This is a genomic window from Bradyrhizobium sp., assembly GCF_035935975.1.
In the GTDB taxonomy this organism is placed as follows: domain Bacteria; phylum Pseudomonadota; class Alphaproteobacteria; order Rhizobiales; family Xanthobacteraceae; genus Bradyrhizobium.
This window is the reverse complement of sequence record NZ_DASYWN010000015.1, coordinates 221,700-240,538: the sequence shown is the minus strand read 5'-3', so window position 1 is coordinate 240,538 and position 18,839 is coordinate 221,700. Positions and strand designations below refer to the sequence as shown.

At 59.7% G+C, this 18,839-nt stretch carries 20 protein-coding genes and 1 pseudogene; 6 read left to right on the top strand and 15 right to left on the bottom strand.

Annotated elements, in window-relative coordinates; genetic code table 11:
* Positions 1 to 150: pseudogene (locus VGR99_RS08910) on the bottom strand (UDP binding domain-containing protein); the annotation flags it as partial.
* Between the two features lie 51 nt (positions 151 to 201).
* Positions 202 to 615 carry a hypothetical protein gene (locus VGR99_RS08905; protein ID WP_326897968.1) on the bottom strand — a complete coding sequence of 138 codons (414 nt, stop codon included), beginning with the start codon at positions 613 to 615 and terminating at the stop codon, positions 202 to 204.
* Positions 616 to 1,491: 876 nt separating this feature from the next.
* Between VGR99_RS08905 and VGR99_RS08900 the strand changes: the two genes are divergently transcribed.
* Entirely contained in the window at positions 1,492 to 1,722 is a 231-nt protein-coding gene (locus VGR99_RS08900) for a hypothetical protein (protein WP_326897967.1), read from the top strand.
* 17 nt (positions 1,723 to 1,739) lie between these two features.
* Here VGR99_RS08900 and VGR99_RS08895 read toward each other — a convergent pair whose 3' ends face one another.
* Together VGR99_RS08895 and VGR99_RS08890 are read right to left on the bottom strand one after the other, a co-directional pair.
* On the bottom strand, positions 1,740 to 1,994 hold the full coding sequence (locus VGR99_RS08895) for a hypothetical protein (RefSeq protein WP_326897966.1): 255 nt from the start codon (positions 1,992 to 1,994) through the stop codon (positions 1,740 to 1,742).
* 241 nt (positions 1,995 to 2,235) lie between these two features.
* Positions 2,236 to 2,394 carry a hypothetical protein gene (locus tag VGR99_RS08890; RefSeq protein WP_326897965.1) on the bottom strand — a complete coding sequence of 53 codons (159 nt, stop codon included), beginning with the start codon at positions 2,392 to 2,394 and terminating at the stop codon, positions 2,236 to 2,238.
* A gap of 241 nt (positions 2,395 to 2,635) precedes the next feature.
* Here VGR99_RS08890 and VGR99_RS08885 point away from each other — a divergent pair, with 241 nt between their 5' ends.
* Positions 2,636 to 2,860 carry a hypothetical protein gene (locus VGR99_RS08885; RefSeq protein ID WP_326897964.1) on the top strand — a complete coding sequence of 75 codons (225 nt, stop codon included), beginning with the start codon at positions 2,636 to 2,638 and terminating at the stop codon, positions 2,858 to 2,860.
* A gap of 13 nt (positions 2,861 to 2,873) precedes the next feature.
* On the opposite strand, the gene VGR99_RS08880 is transcribed toward VGR99_RS08885, so the two are convergent.
* The 11 genes from VGR99_RS08880 to VGR99_RS08830 form a co-directional block, all read right to left on the bottom strand.
* Positions 2,874 to 3,695, bottom strand: a complete 822-nt coding sequence (locus tag VGR99_RS08880; RefSeq protein WP_326897963.1) for a hypothetical protein — start codon at positions 3,693 to 3,695, stop codon at positions 2,874 to 2,876.
* A gap of 108 nt (positions 3,696 to 3,803) precedes the next feature.
* Positions 3,804 to 4,100 carry a hypothetical protein gene (locus tag VGR99_RS08875; protein WP_326897962.1) on the bottom strand — a complete coding sequence of 99 codons (297 nt, stop codon included), beginning with the start codon at positions 4,098 to 4,100 and terminating at the stop codon, positions 3,804 to 3,806.
* A gap of 146 nt (positions 4,101 to 4,246) precedes the next feature.
* Complete coding sequence (locus VGR99_RS08870; protein WP_326897961.1) at positions 4,247 to 4,699, bottom strand: hypothetical protein; 453 nt, start codon at positions 4,697 to 4,699, stop codon at positions 4,247 to 4,249.
* A gap of 14 nt (positions 4,700 to 4,713) precedes the next feature.
* Positions 4,714 to 5,469: a hypothetical protein gene (locus VGR99_RS08865; protein WP_326897960.1), complete on the bottom strand. Its 756-nt coding sequence runs from the start codon at positions 5,467 to 5,469 to the stop codon at positions 4,714 to 4,716.
* A 3-nt stretch (positions 5,470 to 5,472) separates the two neighbouring features.
* Positions 5,473 to 7,749 carry an exopolysaccharide biosynthesis protein gene (locus tag VGR99_RS08860; RefSeq protein ID WP_326897959.1) on the bottom strand — a complete coding sequence of 759 codons (2,277 nt, stop codon included), beginning with the start codon at positions 7,747 to 7,749 and terminating at the stop codon, positions 5,473 to 5,475.
* A gap of 148 nt (positions 7,750 to 7,897) precedes the next feature.
* The gene (locus VGR99_RS08855; RefSeq protein WP_326897958.1) at positions 7,898 to 8,428 is read right to left on the bottom strand and encodes a hypothetical protein; all 531 of its coding nucleotides are present in this window, start codon (positions 8,426 to 8,428) and stop codon (positions 7,898 to 7,900) included.
* A gap of 231 nt (positions 8,429 to 8,659) precedes the next feature.
* The gene (locus VGR99_RS08850; RefSeq protein ID WP_326897957.1) at positions 8,660 to 10,150 is read right to left on the bottom strand and encodes an O-antigen ligase family protein; all 1,491 of its coding nucleotides are present in this window, start codon (positions 10,148 to 10,150) and stop codon (positions 8,660 to 8,662) included.
* Positions 10,114 to 10,656, bottom strand: coding sequence for a glycosyltransferase (locus VGR99_RS08845; protein WP_326897956.1), 543 nt, complete (start codon positions 10,654 to 10,656; stop codon positions 10,114 to 10,116). The genes VGR99_RS08850 and VGR99_RS08845 overlap by 37 nt, the downstream gene beginning before the upstream one ends.
* Entirely contained in the window at positions 10,653 to 11,000 is a 348-nt protein-coding gene (locus VGR99_RS08840) for a UDP-N-acetylglucosamine--LPS N-acetylglucosamine transferase (RefSeq protein ID WP_326897976.1), read from the bottom strand. Before VGR99_RS08840 ends, VGR99_RS08845 begins: the two co-directional genes overlap by 4 nt.
* 98 nt (positions 11,001 to 11,098) lie before the next feature.
* Positions 11,099 to 11,851, bottom strand: coding sequence for a WecB/TagA/CpsF family glycosyltransferase (locus VGR99_RS08835; RefSeq protein ID WP_326897955.1), 753 nt, complete (start codon positions 11,849 to 11,851; stop codon positions 11,099 to 11,101).
* Positions 11,852 to 11,919: 68 nt separating this feature from the next.
* On the bottom strand, positions 11,920 to 12,966 hold the full coding sequence (locus VGR99_RS08830; protein ID WP_326897954.1) for a glycosyltransferase: 1,047 nt from the start codon (positions 12,964 to 12,966) through the stop codon (positions 11,920 to 11,922).
* Between the two features lie 323 nt (positions 12,967 to 13,289).
* On the opposite strand from VGR99_RS08830, the gene VGR99_RS08825 reads away from it, so the two are divergent.
* Genes VGR99_RS08825 through VGR99_RS08810 form a run of 4 tightly spaced genes read left to right on the top strand, consistent with a single transcriptional unit; the run spans position 13,290 to position 18,836 of the window.
* Complete coding sequence (locus tag VGR99_RS08825; RefSeq protein WP_326897953.1) at positions 13,290 to 14,429, top strand: glycosyltransferase family 4 protein; 1,140 nt, start codon at positions 13,290 to 13,292, stop codon at positions 14,427 to 14,429.
* Entirely contained in the window at positions 14,395 to 15,633 is a 1,239-nt protein-coding gene (locus VGR99_RS08820; RefSeq protein WP_326897952.1) for an acyltransferase, read from the top strand. Before VGR99_RS08825 ends, VGR99_RS08820 begins: the two co-directional genes overlap by 35 nt.
* Before the next feature lie 13 nt (positions 15,634 to 15,646).
* Entirely contained in the window at positions 15,647 to 16,762 is a 1,116-nt protein-coding gene (locus VGR99_RS08815; protein ID WP_326897951.1) for an acyltransferase, read from the top strand.
* Between the two features lie 4 nt (positions 16,763 to 16,766).
* On the top strand, positions 16,767 to 18,836 hold the full coding sequence (locus tag VGR99_RS08810; RefSeq protein WP_326897950.1) for an acyltransferase family protein: 2,070 nt from the start codon (positions 16,767 to 16,769) through the stop codon (positions 18,834 to 18,836).
* Positions 18,837 to 18,839: the final 3 nt, after the last annotated feature.

Genomic DNA, 18,839 nt, shown 5'->3' with positions numbered 1-18,839 from the left:
ATTCTTCGCCTGCTCCATGCCGACGGGATCGAAGGCCTTCACCTTCGCACCCATGTCGATCAGACCGGTCACCAGCGGGATCGACGGCGCATCGCGCATGTCGTCGGTATCCGGCTTGAAGGTGAGGCCGAGCACCGCGATTGGGGCGCCTGCGCGGTGCAAACCCGCCGCGGGCGGCTCCAGTGATGAATATGGCGGCAATTACTGGGGATAGCCGACCGCGCTCACCACCATCGATGCATCCGGCTTCCGGATCGTGACCTCGACCGTGGAGGCTCCTTCGTCGTGGCGGTTCTTGCCGACGACCACCAGGGTGAACTTGTCAGTGCCGGAAAAATCGGGTTTGGCGAAGTAACGGAAGCCCGGACCGACCAACACCAGCTCCCCGTTGATCGGTTTTTCAGAAATCGAGACGCTGTAGATCTGCATCGTCGACCAGCGCAGCCCTTGGATGCAGTCCGCACCCGGCGCGATCGTCATCGACCATTCCATGGTGTCGCCCGCAAGCTTGTAGGGCTTGATGTCGCGCATGCAGTTTGGCGTGGCATGGGCTTCGAAGGCTGATGCCAGGATCATCAGCGAAGCGATGGATGCTAAGCGGCCGGTGTGTGACATGATGGTACCCCTCTCGTGTTCGACGGGGCGACAATGCAAGCGGCAGCCTGAAAATTTGATAAGAGATGATGTCACCTTAACGCTGTGCTTAACACCGCGCTAAGCGCTTCCAAACGCATGACGCCCCACAGGCGTCCGCGACGTGCACAAGGCCGCCACTTGCGGCCTGTTCGAGGCCGAGGGGTGCATTTGCAGAAAGTAAATATCCCTCGGTTCCAGCCAGTCAGCCATTGACGTTCCGAAATGGATAGCCATGTCGAAAAGCATGAGACATGCAACGCACATGCTGCTTGCTTGCGCCTGCCTAACACTCGCTAGCAATCAGGTGATGGCCCAGGGAACACAGCAACCACCGTACAGTGGTGCCCCCAGCGGCTATGTGGTCGTGCCGGGCCCGACCGTATCGACCAGGCCCCAGAGCACGCCGAACCGACCCACGAACTATTTCTCGCCGGCCGATCCGTCCTTCGTGGGCCCTAATGCCACGGGCTGCTGCGGTTCCGTCAGACGGACCGGCCGACGCTAGCCTTCGGGAAACTTGTCACCCAGACGCGGCGGCCATCTTGCGGGCGGGTCCCTCTTTTGAGACAAGGGGGATATCGTTAACGTGGAGTATCGCGTGGCAGGCTTGATCTTGATTTTGGCAGTAGCCGGTCTTTCGTTCGCCGCCGGTTATACAACCAGGGAGTTCATCTCGCGCCGGCGCAGGGAAAGATCCCTCAGATTCAGAGCTTATTTGCCGCCCGCCGAGCTGAGACAGCCCCCCGCCTTCTTGCTGCGAAATAGCAATCTGGCGTCGAGATCCGCGCGGCAAGGCGCCGCGAGCAGCGCACCTTAGCCTGTCTTCCAGTGTGTTCTTCGATGAGGTGGCAGGAGATGTTTAGGGCTGCGGCGATCGCCGCTCTCGTGATGGTCGCGAGCGCGATCGACGCCGTGGCCGCCCCGAGTGCCGAAACCGCCAGGAAGTGCATGCACTATTCCTACATCGCGTTCCCGTACAAGCGACCGGGCGCCGTCCGCATGAGCGGCGATCGGCAGGCCTATTTCAAGGATTGCGTTGCCAAGGATGGCAATGTACCGGAGCCTACCGCCGTCAAGGAGCAGTGACAGACTGTCGGTTCAGACTATTTGCTGCCGTCGTCCATCTTGCCGTTGTTGGCGACGCATTTGTTGAAATAGGCGATTTGGTCGCGTCCAGAGCCCTTGGCGCTGCCGGCCGCGGGGTTGGCAATCTCGCGGGGTGGGAATTGCTTCGTCGTAAGCGCCCTGCAGGTCCTGGCTAATTCCGCCGTGATCGCCGAGGCCTGATCGGGCGCGACGACGGCATGAACGTAAAGCACTCCAATTGCGCCAGCCACGACCTTCCATTCAAGTACCATTGTTCTCCATCTCCCGCCACGCGGAGCCGACGACCTTAGCTTCCGATATCTCCCTTTGAGGGCGGGCCGGCAAGTGTCATGGCCCAATTTTTTATGATTTACTCGCTTTCGCCGTGCATTCGCGAAATCGGTGCCCAGGATGTCTAGCGGGCGTCTCCGCCCGCTGGGCCATCGATTTCGGCCGCCAACATCGGCGTGACCGGATCGTGTCGATGCCCTACCCGGCCTGCTCGACGACGGTCTAGCGGCTGTCCCACAGGTAGTAGGTGTCGTCGCCGAGACCTCCGATGAGAACATCGCCGCCGGCGTCGCTGAGCGCGTCGTTACCGGACGTACCGACCTGGGTCTCCGCCCCCGCCGTATTGATCGCCCATCGGGTCGTCGTCCCCGATATGGACAAAGTTAGTCCATTCGCAGCGCTGTAGGTAGTCATGCGCCCCCCTAAGCGCATGAAAACATTCATTTCCAAATATCCGGGGGCGAGATTGCAGCTAATCGTTCGGACCTGATTGAGATTCTAGTAAGATTGTCAGAAAATGAACAAAGATCCTGGAAGGCGTTGGAGGCCCTTCAACCGCCATATTCCACTGAGAAGCAAGCCTCGACGTGAAAACCAACGAAATACATGTCAGAGGCGGTCGATGAGAAGCGCGGCGATTATCGTCTTGTTAGTCTTGTTCAGCTCCGGACCGAGCGCGGCCGAACGGTTGTTCTCGTCGCCGCTGCGGGATGCGGCGGTCAATCATGATCTTGCGAAGGTCAAGAAGACGCAGGCAAACATCTCGACCCGCGCGGAAGCGGATTCCATGCCCGCGTCCGTAAACGGCGACAGCTTGCAGATCCAGCCGCGCACTGCCGTGCGATAGCCGGAGACTTCGCTCACCGGTAATCTACGAAGACCGAGTTCACCAGGAACGAGCCTGTTCCCTGCGCAGGCTCAACGCCGAGCGAGTGGCCGTTGTAGTATTCATCACCGGTCAGAATTCCCTTGGACTTCAGGAAGAGATGCATCGCCTGGAGATCGATCGAACCTTTGGCGATATCGGCGTGGTTGGCGGGAATGAAAAGGATATCGGGGACCTTCGGCCGTCTATCGATCGCCACCTTCCATTGCACCCCGGCATGGTCGAACGTTCCGATCGGCGTCGCCGTGTTGAAGTATTTCACCGAATATTCGGGTGTGCGGAGAAACACCTCGATTTCAAACAGGCGCGATGTCCAGCCACGGGGAGCCTTGGTGAGAAAGTAGTCATAGATAACGTCGAAGCCGTTGTGTGTCCCGGAAAAGGTCAGATCGTGCGAGACAGACAGTTGCTGGATGTCATTGATCCGGGAAGGCCGGATTTGCCGCTGCGGCACGGTGTTGAAATAGTCGCCATACGCCGCGGCCTGGAGGAAGCCGACGATGAATTTCGGATCGCGGATCGGCCAATTCCAGTTGATGGTCGTCCCGACCGGAAAATTGTCGGGATCCACGGTGAAGCTCTGGTCGAAGTCCTTTCCCGCGACATATTCCCGCTTATTGAAGGGATCCATGAACGCCGAAAATGGCCCCTTGGTGAACAGTTGATGATCGCCGAAGCGGCGCAGTTCCGCTGCGCCGACCAGGTCGACGGTCAGCAGGAAAGCGGAAGCGAAGACGAAGGCTCGCGGGACTGGACGCATATCAATTCCTTCTCGATCCGGCACCTGTCGTCGCAACTATCGCCCCGACCTCAAAATGTCGGCCGAGCGAGGCAGGTTTACGACCAAATACGGACAATCTTCACACGCCAGCCGGCATCCATTCCAGGCCGAAGGAACGGACGACTACTTGTCGCAGCTGCTCTTCCACTGGCAATGCCCGTAGGCATCGCAGTCCTTGACCGGAGCGCATTGCGATCGTCCTCCTTCGCCGATGCGCATCGGCGTCTGCCGGACGGTCGTCGAGCACGAACGAGCCGGACAAATCGGCGCGATGTCGAACTGACCGCTGCAGATGGCCCGGAAGGCACCATCGACGCATTGGCAGAAGCATCCCGCCTGAGCCGTCGATGGCATCGCGCCGATGGCGAAAAAACCGATCAGCAGGGCAGCTTTCACCAGACTTCCAATATGAAAATTCATCCAGAGCCTCAGTGACCTCGTTGCGATGCCCGCCGAATCTTGCACGAAAACGGTTGAAGGAAGCAAGTCAGCCGTCCTGCTTCCAAAGGTCTCACGACATTACGTTCTCGTAACAAAGACGCGGACATTCTGCCGCGACACAGCGGCTAGTTGAAATACTCGCGAAACTCGAACCTGAAATCCTTCGCATCCGGCACGATGCCAAAAATCTCGCGACGCTTGGTGTAGGCTCCGACGGCGATGTCATTGCACTTGTCGGTCCCCAGATAGCAGGCTCGCAGCTTGACCGGAATGCCGCACGAATTGTTGACGATCAGGATGTGATCGTAGAGCTTCGGATTGACGACCTGCGACTTCGCCTCCCCAAGCACGTAGATGCAGGGGCGGCCCGAGGAATCCATATGACGCTGCGGCGTCCGGGACGAACCGAACCTCATGGACGATGCGCCGGAATCCACGCTGACGCCAGGCGTCGAGCCGACGACCGAGCCCCCGGTCAGTCCCGGCTTGTCGACCTGCGCATGCGCCCCATCGTGAGCCGCCAGCACGGCGACAAAGCCGATAGCCACCGCACAGGCGAATGATCGAATCTTCGACATTGCGAAACTCCAGCTCAATTCCAGTATCGCTGCGGGCGCGGCGCGGCATCGGGAATGTCGACTCGAATTCCCTGATCCTCGAGGAGCCTCGCGAATAGTTCGCGATTGTACCGCCCGACGTCCGTAAGTCGCGCGAGCAGCTGCTCCCGCACCAACCACCCCGGACCCGCAAGGTTGGCCGCGGCCAGATCGACGAAGCCCGCGTCCACCAGCTCTGAAAATTCGGTCAGCACCTTTTTCTGCAACTCGCTACCAAGCGACGGAAACACAGCAAGCGCAAACCGGTTCCGACGAAGAGCGATCCAGCCTTCATTCGGACCGGTCTCGTAGGACATCTCCAGATAGCGGAGAGCCTTCTCGGATACGCCGGAGCTGGATACCTCGATCCAGTATCTCACGAACCAGAAGAACGGGTCGTACGGAGAGCAACTGATGGACTTGCGGATCGCACCGCGCAGATCGCTGGAGAGCTTGTTTAACGCGAGGCGATCGGTCTCGCCGCCCTTGATCTCGTACAACTGAACTTTCACGAACACGGCGCTGCGGATCGCAGGGGTGTTGCAGTCCGCAGCAGCAATCGCCCGGTCCGCATCAGGCTCGACCCCTTCCAATACGCTCGTCTGGAAAGTCTCCCCGAGCGAAATCCGCGACCCAACGGCTTCGAGGTCCCTGAATGGAAAAACGCGCTGATATGTGCTCACGCTCCAACAGATTGTGAGCACACCGGCCGCGACGAACAGCAGCTTCAGAAAGACGCGGGCTATCGCCACGTCTCAATCCACGTAGCCGTATCTCGAATAATAGGAATTCCCGTAATATTCGGAGTGCCGCAGATCGTAGCGGCTCACGGCCTTCATGTTGGCCTTGTTGAGCACGCAGCCGATCGTCCTTTCGGTGACGTTCGGAGCATCGTTCAGCGCCATCTGCACGACGTCGATCTTGGTCTTGCCCCACTCGACGATCAGGAGATAGGAATCGACCAGACGGTTGGTCGCGCGCACGTCGACGATCGGAGCCATCGGCGGCAGATCCACGATGATCCTGTCGTACGAAGCGCGCAGGCCCGCGAACAACTTCTCGGTCGATTGCCAGAGCATGATCTCGTGGCTGTGGGGCAGCCACTGATCGATCACGACCGGAAGAAAATCGAGCCCGGTCTCGGGATCGGTCCAGAGCGCGTCCTGCAACGCCACGTCGCCGGAGATGACGTCCACCAGGCCGGCTTTGGCCCCCGGCGTAAGCTGCTTGGTCAACGACGGATTGCGCAGGTCGCCGTCAATGAGCAGCGTGCGCGTGCCGCCATGCGCGATGACGCGGGCGAGCGAAGCCGCCGTGCTCGACTTTCCTTCGTTGGGAAGCGCCGATGTGATGCCGAGGACGTTGTTGGTCCTGCTCGAGCCGTGCAGGTCGGCAGCAAGCTTGATCGCGCGCAATCCCTCGGCGAACCTCGAGAACGGCGCTTCCATCACGTAGCGCATCGGGCTCGGACGGAACACCAGGGGACGGTCGATGGCCGCCAGCCGCTCGTCTTCGCGCGGCGGGCGACTTGCCGGCCTTGGCTGCGACGCCGTGCGAGCCGCGCCATCCGCAGGTTGCTTACCCAAGGCGCGGGCAACCATGCCACGCACGCCACCAGGAGATTTTGCCCCGTCGAACGACAGTTTCGGCAGCACAGCGATGCAATCGAGCCCGAGCTCGCGCTGCACCCTCGAGGCGGTCCGGAACGCGCGGTCCGACATGTCCCTGAAGACCGCGAGACCGAATGCCAGCGCAATTCCGCCGACCAGAGCGCCCGGCATCACGATCAGCATGTTCGGAAATGACGGCTTCAGCGGCGGCGTCGCCTGTGTGATCAGGCGGGATTCAGTGATCGGGAACGACTGCTGCTGCACCGAAACCATGTAGAGCTGCAGGAAGTTGTCGGCGAGTGCGCGATAGCTCTGCGCATTGCTTTCGAGCTCTCGCAGCGCGATCTGGGCCTGGCTCGTGTCGTTCGAGGCCTTGACCGTCTGATCCAGGGTCTTCTGGGTGCTCTCCTCCTTGGAGGAGGAGATCTCAAGATCGCTCTTGTAGGTTTCGGCGATTCGCCTGAGCTCGTCGCCGATCGACCGGCGGATTTCGCGCATCTGATCGCGCAGATTCTTGACCGCGAGATGCTGGGGCCCGTAGCGATTGGACCAATCGGCTTCGCGGTTCGAAAGATCGAGATATTGCTGGCGAAGCCGCGTGATCACGTCATTGTGGAGCGAATCGGCGACGGCTCCAACTTCGGTGATGATCGTGCCGTCACCACTGTCCTTCTGAAGAATGCCGTTGATGCGATCGAGGCGCGCCTGGGCTTCGGCCTTCTGGGCCCGCGCGATCGTCAGCGCGCTGTTGATTTCGGCCAGCTGCTGCTCGTTGAGAAGGCGACCGCCCGTATCGACGATGTTGTTGTCCGCCTTGTACTGCACGACGGCGCGCTCGGCCGCGGAGGCCTGGGTCCGGAGATCCTTCAGACGGTCCTGCAGCCAGATGGCCGCGCGGCGGGACGCCTGATACTTCGATTCGAGCTGGTCGTTGATGTAGGCTTCAGCCACCGCATTGGCGATCTTCGCCGCGCGGTCAGGATTCTCGGACTGGTAGTCGATCTGAATGACGTACGATAGTCCCAGCCGTTTGACGGAGAGCCGCTTCTGAAACTTCTCGAGCGCCTTGCGGGTCAGCTCGAAATCCGAGCGCGGGCCATCGGACAGCAGAGACCTGATGGCACCGAGGATCGCACCGGGAATACCGCCGCCGGGACCAACGAACTCGTCGAGTTCGGTCAGCCGAAGCTGCTTGATGACGTTCAGCGCGATCGTTTCGGACTGAAGGATTTCGACCTGGCTGTCGACGGTTCCGGTATCCAGCGGAGATTCGGTTCCGAGCGGAGCCTGCTGCTGAATGGTCTGCACCTTCTTCGTGTCGATGATGAGCAGGCCAGTCGCGGTGAAGCGCGCCGGGGTCGTCAGCATGATGACGCCGCCCAGAAGAACGCAAACGAGCACCACCGTGACAAGAAGGGCCACGTGTCGCCCGATCAGGCCCTTCAATGACTGAAGGGTCTGTTCTGCCGATGTGTACTCTTGGGTAACGGACGAAATGGCGGTGGTAGGCTTGGTAATATTGAGCATCAGTCCAACTCGTCCATCTTTGCCTTGGCAGCGAGTGCTGGCCCTACGGGCTCGTCGTCTGCGCCGCTGTCGTCGTTGTCGAAGTGACGCCCGAAATTCCCGTCACCCCGCCGCTGAAGTAATTGAGTCCGTTGCCGCGAACGCTCTCAGCCGAGAACGTGAACGTCGATCCCGTAGCGTTGCCCGTAGTCGTCGCTGGGTTGGTTCCGCCCCCAACGCCTCCCGGCGAAATTCCAGCGCCAGAAGCGTTCGTCGCCAGTGTTCTGTTCTTGTCGTCGCCGGTGATCGCCGCGTACGCGGTCTTTGCCGGGGCAGACTGGCTGTTGTTCACTCGATCCTGAATCTCTGCGGCGAAATTAGGGTCCGTACGCAAACAAAGCACAGATGCGGCCTGACCGAGGCCGGACCCGATCGCACTTTGCTGATCGCCCGAAGCGCCTTGCAGCAGGGCCAGGACCGGAGACAGCGTCGAGGAATCCGACGCCACCAGATCCCTTACGGTTTGCGCGAGGTCTGCCGCCCCCAGGATCGAGCTCGGATTTGCAACGAAGTTGTTGATGGTGGCAGCTGGCAACCTCTGATCGCCGGATAGACACGCGGCGGACACAACCTGAACGGACCCCAGAGAGATTGTCCCAGCGATCACAAGACGTCCAAGCATCGAACCTATATATTCCTTAAACACAGCTTTCTCCCACCAACCGAGGCAGTTAACGCAGTCCTCCTATAGCATGCTCCTGCAATTTAAAGGCAAACATCCTCGTTTGGATGACAGTAAGTTTAACGGCGGCTACGCTGCGTTCATCTACGCCGTTCCCGATTCCGAGTTAGCCACGCTACGCCTGACGTGGCTCGACGCAGACGGCGAAGCTAGTGCTTGAGCAAGTCCCGTGCCAACTATCGCGGCCACCGTTAACGCATATCCGGGGATCTGAAGCGAAAAATCAACCAGCGAGTGCAGCCCGGCGAGGAGCCAGGCCGCCAGTGCCGCCGAAATGGGCAGAGGATCGCGCGTCGGGCGACGCATGATCGCCCAGATCAGCAAAAAGAGAATCGCCAGATACCAGGCCAGCACTCCGCCTGCGACGAAAACACCGGTTTCCGAAGCTATCTCCAGCAGAACGTCGTGTGCCCGATTCCACGTGCCGGAGATCGATATATCGCCTGGCCGATACGCCTGGAAAATCGCAACAAAGCTTCCCAACCCCGTACCAAGTTCGGGGAATTCACGCGCAATCTCGATGGTCGTCCGGTAAACAGGCCATCGCCCCTCGTCGCTAAATCCCTGGATGCTGAAGCGATGCCCGACATTGCCCCCGACGGTCAGCATGAAGCCGGCCGCCACCAATGAGCCGATCGCGCCTACGGCGACCACGGCTTTCCAATGGGCAAACTCGCGCCGGAAATAAGCCAGAAACGCAACCAGCAGCACCATCAGCGTCAGAACGGAACCGGCTCGCGATCCGGTCATGAAGACGGCACACAGCGTGGTGACGAGAATCGCCAGAGTGAACAGACTGCGATTGGTAGGATGCGCGACGAGTCGCTGGAATGCGCCACGAAGCGACAGGGAGCGTCGCTCCCGCATGTCGCGCAACTCTTCGCACCAGAAGAGAAACCACAGGACCGAAGCCTGCCCGAAAAACACCGCAGCCGTGTTCCGGTTGGTGAACGTTCCCGTGAGATTCGCCAGATGATCCGTCTTGTTCTTCCAGAACAGGATCTTGCCTGGATCAACCGCGAAAGTGACAATCCCGAGCAATGCGTAGGCCGCTCCGACGAATGCGACAACGCGAAGCAGCCTAAGGCCGTCGCGCCGGTCCGAGGCGATCGCGAAAGATACAAGCAGCATCAGCACGAAGGCCAGTTCGGCTCCAATCGCGATGAGCGGGACGTCCCTGACGACCGATACGATGGGAGGAAAATCTTCGCCCAGCACCGCACCCGCACGGGCCCAGATCGGATGAACCAGGCCGCCAGAAAACCATGGCCGCAGCGATATCTGTTCATGAATCACGACCAGATAGGCGCCAAGGCTCACGAAAGCCGCCAATAGAAAGGCTATCGATTTACCGGAAAGCTTTCCCGGCATGCTGCAAATCGCGGCCAGCCCCAGCAACAGGCTCCATGCCGCCACGTAGCTAGCGGCCGTCGAGCCGAGCGGAAACGGCGAAAGGCACACGACTGCGGCGACGCATGCGAATGCCGCCTGGGTGACGACCAGACGCACGACACCACGACGCTTCCTGTTGGGATTTCTTACCGCTTGGCCGCGCTCGACTCGTTCCGGCGCCATGGCAGTGTCCAGACCCTAGAGCTTGGTCTCTCTTCTTCGATGAAGGCGCGAAGCCGGGATACGAACCCCTCCGGAGCCTTCCGGGAAACGCCCTGGGAGGCAACCATATCGCTGAGATGATTCAACCGGTCGAAGAGTTCGGCTTCGTCCCTCACCACGTAGAGACCTGGTGTATTCTCGAAACGCGCGGCGGTTGCAGCCTGATGCTCGTTCCTGTGCTCGCCGCGCGTGTGATCACGCGGCATGATGATGATCGGCTTCCTGAACTCGAGCGCCGTCAGAATCGAGCCCATGCCGGCGTGGGCGACAATCAGCTCGGCCTCGGCCTGGAGCTTGCGAAACTTGTCCGGGCTCATCATAGCAAAGCACTTGAGCGCCCGCGGCGTGTAACCCGACGGTCCCGTCTGCGCCATCACGTCGGTCCTACCGTTCTCGACCGCCCACATGTCCACGGTGCTGATGAGGCGATCAAAGGGGAATTGAGTGCCAACAGAAACCAGAATCACAGTACCGCCCCGAAAGAGGAAAGGTTGGGGTATTTTTCCACGAGATGAGGCCATTGCGTAAGCCACAGATCTGCATAGCGTCTCGCGAGCTTTCCCGATAGCGACATACGTTCCGAATTCGCCAAACTGTCGATCCAGACGGTTCGCGCCCCCAGCACCTTGCCTACCTGAATTGCGACCAGTCCGGGAGCCGCCCCTGTCGTCACGATCACGTCGGGACGAAATTTCACGATAATCCAGATCATCTGGGCGAACAGCACCGCAAAGCTCGCAGGATGGCTCCGCGAGGCGTCGGTCACGACGGCCACAGGGTTGGCGCCGGACGGAGCTTCAGCTCCCTCCATCGTGGTCACGTAGAGGCTCCTGTGCCCCTCGAAGGCAGGACTAAGGCGCGACAGTTGGACCCAATGTCCACCACCGGACGCGACCAGCATGAGTCGTTTTACGGCCATATCCGTTTTCCCCAACGGCTTGCCCGGCCGAGCGCTTCCCCGGTCACACGAGCGATAAACACAGGTATCCCTAGTAGGTAGCGGCGCCACAGACGAAGGGGCTCATAGAGTAACCTAAACAACCATTCCAGGCTGAGTGCCCGCAGCACGGCGGGCGCGCGAGGCACCTCCCCTGAGACGAAGTCGAACAGTCCACCGACGGCAAAGGCGCGAAGGCATGCATAGGGAATGTGTTTCGCAATCCAGAGTTCCTGCCTTGGGTTTCCAAGCCCTACCAGCACAAGATCAGGGTTTGATGATTTGATCCGTTCGACGATCTCGTCTTCCTGGACTTGTTCGTAGTAACCATCCTGACACCCCACGACGGCGTGCCGCGGCCACATCGCCGCGATGACCTCCGACGCCCGTTGAACGGAGGACGGCTTAGATCCCACGAGAAATATACGCAACCGGTGCGTCGTCATCGAAAGAACCGCCGGAATGAGATCCGTTCCGTTCATGTTCGCAGGGAAAACCGCCCCTTTGAGGATCACGCTAGCAAGATTCAATCCAACTCCGTCGTTGAGGACGGTGAAATCCCGCAGGATGTCGAGAACGACGGGATCGGAGCGCGTGAAGTTAAACAGGTTGGCGTTCAGGAACGCGACCTTCATCGGCTGCTGAGCCGCCATCGACGCGTCAAATCGCGCCACGAACTCTCCAACGTCCGAGGAAAGCACGCTGACACCGCCGATGTCGACCAACTGTCCTACACGGTGGGGCATCAAATGGTTTCGCAAGCTCTCATAAACAGAAACGGGCCCATCCGGTCTCAATCTTGTTCGATGCAGTTTTCGAGCAAGCGGACGCAGGTGCCCCAGTCATAGTCATCCAAGACTTTATTTCTGGCTGTGTCGGCCTCGCCCCTCGCGACTTCCAAGTCGCCCTGGCAAAGAATGTCAACAGTTGCCTGAACAGCGCCCTTCGGAGAGACGACCCGCCCACAGTAATCTTGCGTCATCTTCCGGGCGCCGGGCAAATCTATGCAAATCGGATAGGCGCCCGCTGCGAGCGCCTCGAGAACGATCAAAGGGAACGAATCCAGTATCGAGAGGTGAATCAGGAAATCCGCCGCAGCGAGCCTTTTCATCAGTTCCTCTTCTCCCATCGCGGGAAGAAGCGCGACATTCTCCTTGATGCCATACTCGACAATCCGCTCGCTCAGCGCGCGCCGCGTCAGGTCATCGCAGCCCCCAATCACCTCCGCAGTGAAGGCGACGTTACGCTGCTTCAGCCTGGCGCAGACCTCGAGGAACAGGAAGCTGCCCTTCTCGCGGGAAAGCCGGCCTGCATGGATCAGCCTGAGACCCTGGCGACCTGCCCTCCTCTCGACAACGAGTTGTCGTGTGCCGACCGAACGTGGCAGAAAAGTGTGAATGCGGCATCGTGGTACGCCGGCAGGCAACGTCAGCTCCTGCAGCTGGGTCTCGGACAAATAGGCAAACTTGCTCGACAAACCAAGCAGCGCGCGGCTCAACGTGCGAAGCATGGCAATCCGCGTGGATTTCCAATTGACCCCGAGATGTGGCGTGACCACGACCTTGAAACCCATCGCTCTCGCTGCGAGAAGAAAAGCCAGATCCGCCAGATTTACGTATTGGAGCCATATCGCGCTCCAGCCTTCGTTACGCCGCCGCCAGAGGGTACGAAGTGATTGCCAGGCTCGCACAGAAGTTGCAGGCCTCAGATAGGCCGTATTTACCGGCAGCCAGTCGACCTGGAGCCGCGCGTCCAAAGTCATCGCATCGTGGGCACGACCACAAAAGGCCTCGACACCACCTGGGTGCGCAGGGCTACCTCCAAGGATAAGAACCTTCATCAACAAAGAACCTTCGAACAATGTTCGGCCACTGACGATTTGCACGTATATGACACCTTAGCCAGCCGGTTTAATCCAGAACGGGATAATCAAGACCAAAGTTAGCCGGAACAGCCGACCATGACCTCTTTCGACGATGCCATTCCTATGCCACGGAGCGCTAAAGGCGGGCGGAAACGGGGCCGAGAGTCCCTTTTTCTTTTCAGCGGACCATGGTACGGATCAAACCACTCAAATTTTTCGAGAATATGTGTGCGGCGGACTCGTAAAGGCTTATGCAGGTGATCTGACGAGACTCCGACACCTAGCCAGCGGTTTGCCAAATGAACGCGCAGTCGATCGTTTTTCTCCTCTCTCACTCGTCCGCTGGCGGCGTTCAGGAAATCTGGGCCAATCTGGCCGAAGGTTTCCGTGTCCGAGGCTTCGACGTGCGGTTGATGGCGCTCTACCCCTATCGCGCACAGGTCCGCGAGACCTCTCCCCATCTGCCCTGGCAATACGTCATCTCCCACCGGCCGACGGCGATCGGCGCGCAGATCAAGATGCTGATATCGCTGGTGACCATGCTGCGCAAGAATGCGCCGGACATGATTTTCACGGCGATGCCGGCGGCCAATGTCCTTGCTCCGATCGCGGCAAGGCTCGCGGGCGCATCGACGCGAATAGTCATCTCGCATCACTCTCCCGTGGGCACTCACAGCCGGATACTCAACACAATCGACGGCTGGGTCGGCTCGTGGCCGAACGTACAGACGGTCGTGACCGTCTCGGATGCAGTCGGAGCATCGCTTAGCGGCAAGCCGAGCGCCTATGTCGCCAAGCGGCGAACCATCCACAACGCGCTCCCGCCGGAGATCGAAACGCTGCTCACGACGCTTTCCACCGTACGCGAGCGCAAGGTGGCGCGCGGACGGCGCGTCGTGGCAACGGGACGCCTGTTTCCACAAAAGAATTATCCCGTGCTAGTGCGTGCAGCCGCGTACATGCCGGACGTCAAGATCGTCATTGTCGGCACCGGTCCCGAGGAGGCCATGCTGAAGTCGCTCGCAGCCGAGCTCGGTGTGACGGACCGCATCGATTTTGTCGGGCATCGCTCCCGAAAGGAAGCGCTCGAATTGCTCTCGGAAGGCGATGTCTTCGTGCAGCCGAGCTGGTTCGAAGGACACAGCCTCGGATTGATCGAGGCCGCGAAGCTACAATTGCCATTGGTCGTTTCCAACGTTCCCGTTCAGATCGAGGGCATCACTGCCGCGGACGGAACGGCGTGCGGCATTGCCGTCGATCCCAGCGACGACAAGGCACTCGCCCGGGAGATCCTGCGACTGCTCGACGAGCCGGCTCATTATTCGGCGTGGACCGATCGCGCACGCCATCTCGCTAACGCGATCACTTATGAAGGCATGATTTTAAAGTACGAGGAGTTAGTACATGACGATAGCGATCAGGGGGGTAAGACCGGCTGACGCCGCCGCGTCCAAGCCCAGAACGACAATTCTTTCGGTTCAAGTGATGCGCGGCCTGGCTGCGGTAGCAGTTGCGATATTTCACGCACAGGTAATTCTGGCACGCTCCGAATACGGCAGTTTCACCGTCCTGCCAAGCATCGCCACAAAGGGCTGGCTCGGCGTGAACTTCTTCTTCGTCCTCAGCGGCTTCATCATCATGTTTGCACACGCAAACGATGTGGGCCGACCGGATCGCATAGCCAATTACGTCTGGAAGAGATTCTCCCGGGTCTATCCTGTCTATTGGATATTCCTGACCTTCTTCCTGGCCGCCGCGTATCGGGGAATAGGCCATCCCAATTTCTCATGGGATCACGCCAACATTTTGACTGCGTATGCGCTCATGAAGCTTAGCGATCAGTTCAGCCTTCCGCTCCAGGTTGCATGGACGCTGTTCTACGAAGTGACGTTCTACGCGGTGTTCATCGTGCTGTTGGTGAACCGCACGGTCGGCATCGCGGTGCTGTCGGCGTGGATGCTCTGCGTCACGTTCAGCAGTCTGGTTCTCGGAAACGTCGAATGGGGGCTCCTGAACATCTGGAATGCCTATTTTGTGGTCGGCATGCTCACTTATCTGCTCTATCGCAAGATGGGCGGACGCTGGGCGCTACCGCTCCTGATCATGGGCACGCTGTTGCTGCTCGTGATGCTTCGCGGCTATATCGAGGACATGGGGTACGCACAGATGCATCCGTGGATGATGATCTCGATTGCGCTACCGTTCGCAATGATCCTACTTGGGTGCGTTCTGGCGGAGCAGCGCTATGGCTGGAAGCCTCCGCGCTTGCTGCTTAATCTCGGAGACGCGACCTATGCCATCTATTTGGTACATTCTCCCGCTATCACGATGCTCGCTTTGCTGAACTACAAGTTCACAGCAGGGGTGATACCGCCGATGGCGCTGTTTGTATTCACGTGCGTGGGTTCCGTCGCCGCCGGCGTCCTGGCGCACGTCTTCGTGGAACGCCCGATTCTCGGGTTCTTGAAGGGCCTCGAGACGCGCGACGTCGGCACGAAGGTTGCAGCAATGGGCAGATGGCTGGGCGCAGCGGCGGTCCAGTCCGCTCGAGGCCTCGCGCAGAGCCGTTACATCGCGCGCGGGCATCATGTCGAACTTGGAACCGCCGGCATATCCCGTTCCGACTTGATCAAGCCGGCGTGACAGGAGTGGAATTTTGACGCCAGAAGAGTCTGCCGGAAGTGACAAACCGTTGCATCCGGCAAGGAAGTCGCTCCAGTCCGTACAGGTCATGCGCGGGCTGGCGGCTGTCGCCGTTGCAATTTATCATACGCATCTGATCCTGACGCAACCCGAACATGGCAGTGTCAGCCTGTTCGGCGCCGTGGCTTCGAAGGGATGGCTGGGCGTCAACTTCTTCTTCGTCCTGAGCGGGTTCATCATCATGTTTGCTCACGTCAAGGACGTGGGCAAACCCGCCAGACTCGGAAACTATCTATGGAAGAGATTTGTACGGGTTTATCCGGTCTACTGGATATTCCTCACTCTCTTCCTGATCGCCGCCTACCGCGGCATCGGACATCCCAGCTTCTCGTGGAATGCGGCAAACCTGCTCTCGGCCTATGCGCTCGTTGAACTCGCCGAGCCGCTCAGCCTGCCGCTGCAAGTGGCATGGACGCTGTTCTATGAAATGGCGTTCTATGCCGTTTTCTGCACGCTGATCCTGAACAGGCTGCTGGGCACCGTGGTGCTCGTCGCCTGGGCCGTTTCGATTCTGGTCAACAGCCTCGTCCTGGGCCACGAGCCAGGATTGCTCCAGATGTGGAACGACATGTGGTGCGCCTATTTTCTCATCGGCGTCTGCACCTATTTCGCGTTTACCGTCATGGACGAAGGGTGGGGCGCGCCGCTGCTGACCCTGGGTCTGGCGCTTCTGGTCCTGACTGCCTCGACCCTGGCCGGTGGCCGGATCGGCGCCACCCAGAAGGATCCGCTTGTCCTGCTGGCACTTGCGGCGCCCTTTGCCCTGATCTTGCTGGGCGGCGCCCTGGGCGAGCGGAAGCATAACTGGAGCTTCTCGCCGATCCTGCTCAAGATCGGCGACGCGACCTATTCCATCTATCTGGTGCACTCACCCGTGATCACTGTCGTCGCGCTGCTCAATGCTCGCTTTACGTCGCACTGGATACCCTCGATTCCACTTTTTCTGTCGACCGCAATCATCTCAGTCATCGCCGGTGTGCTCGCCCACATTTTCGTCGAGAAACCGGTGCTTCGTGCTCTGCGAGACCTTCGCGCTGGCCGTCGCGCCTTGAGCCAGGCCGCAGAGTAGGATCATGAGCGCAAAAGCAAGATATTTTCCCGGCATCGACGGGCTCCGGGCCGTCGCCGTCCTCTCGGTGCTTCTCTATCACCTGCACGAAAGCTTTCTGCCGGGTGGCTATTTCGGCGTCGACATCTTCTTCGTCATCTCGGGCTTCGTCGTCACTGGATCGGTCGCCGGGGCGCGGTTCGACAGCTTGTTCCAATTCCAGGGGTATTTCTACGCGCGACGCATTGTGCGCATCATGCCGGCGCTGGCGTTCTGCCTGGTCGTCACCGCCGTTGTGGGAACGCTGTTCATTCCCTCGTCGTGGCTAAGCAACATGCTGGCCAAGACCGGTCTCGCCGCCTTCTTCGGCGGCAGCAATATCGTGCTTGCGCTGAACAACGACGAGTATTTCTCACCCAGGGCGGCCTTCAACCCGTTCGTCCATACATGGTCTCTCGGGGTCGAAGAGCAATTCTATCTCCTGTTTCCGATCCTGATCTACTTCTTCCATCACGAGCGGCCCGGTGCCAGGTCAACGCGCGCGGTCGCGGTGATATCGGCCCTCTCGGTCATTTCGTTCGCCTTGTGCGGACTAATGACGTGGTATCGCTGGGAGTACGCGTTCTACCTCATCCCGGCGCGCTTCTGGGAGTTGGGCGCCGGCGTCGTGCTATATTTGTCGATGAACGCGTGGGCGCCGCACATCAGGGCGCTGAGCCCGCAGAAATACAATTTCGGGTTTATCACCGGATTGCTGCTGGTCGCCGTTTCTTTCGCAATTCCGGCCACGATATTCTCGCCGTTTCCGGCGGCCCTCGTTCCCGTTGCTGGCACGGCCTGCCTGATTGCGTTCATCGTAGCGCAACCCGAGCGTGCATTGGCGGTGCGGTTTGCCAAGCCTGCTCCCGTCTTCGTCGGAAAGATCTCCTATTCGCTCTACCTGTGGCACTGGCCGACCTTCGTCCTATTTCGTTGGACGGTCGGACTGGACCAGATCCAGACCTGTCTCGCGGCCGTCGCGATCGCCGTGGCTCTGGCGGTCGCCTCCTACGAGATCATCGAGCAACCCGCACGAAAATTTCAATGGCAAAGGCGCCTGTCCGTCGCGAAGTTCATTCCCGCCTCGCTTGCCGTCGTTCTGGTGATCACGGGAGCGACGGCCGCGGTATTCAAGTATAAATCGAAGCTGACGCTCAGCGTCACCGGCAATACCGACGTCTGGTATCCGCTGGCCCGCAAGAGCGTGGTCTCCGCGAAGGACTGCAGGATCGTTCGATCCGACGTCGTAGAAGGCGGCGTCCCGCTGACGGTCTGGAAACCGACCGAGTGTCAAGGAGCGACCTCGACCGGCATCGTCTATGTCGTTGGCGACTCCCATGCCAGCGCCTACACCACGATGGTACGTCAATTCGCGCTCGATACCGGCACCGCCGTCAAGGTCTACTCACACGAGGGCTGCGCCTTCATTCCGCTGGACCGGCCGATCGCCGAACACGACAGCGGTTGCAGGAAGTCTCATCAGGCAATCGCGCAATATCTGAAGGATGCGATCAAGCCGCACGACCTCGTCTTCCTTCCCAGCCTGCGGCTCCCGCGGTTCGGCAATCAGTGGGGCGATATCGATGGTGAGAGCAAGCCATCCACCCCGGCTGCCCAGAACCGGGCAGCGGTCGTGGCGGAAGCGATGCAGCTCCTGGCTCCGATTACCCAACTCGGCGCGCGCGTTGAATTCGAGGCGCCCAAGCCGATCTTCCGCAGCCCTCCATTCCGTTGTTCCGATTGGTTCAACCGGGACAATGCCGTCTGCGCGCCAGGCTTCAATATGAGCCGTCAGGATCTCGAGAAGCTGCGGACACCGATTCTGGCTGCGATGACCGAGCTCGCCGCCAAGAATTCGAAGATATCGGTCTGGGATCCCTTCCCGTTGCTGTGCCCTGATCAGACCTGCACATCTTTCCGCGACGGAAAGCCGCTATTCTTCGATGCGGATCATCTCAGCGGCTTCGGCAACGACCTGTTGTATGGAAACTTTTCCAAGAACACGCTTGCCTTGATGGGCTCGACCCAGAGCGCCAACGCGGAACCCTCGAAGTAGGAA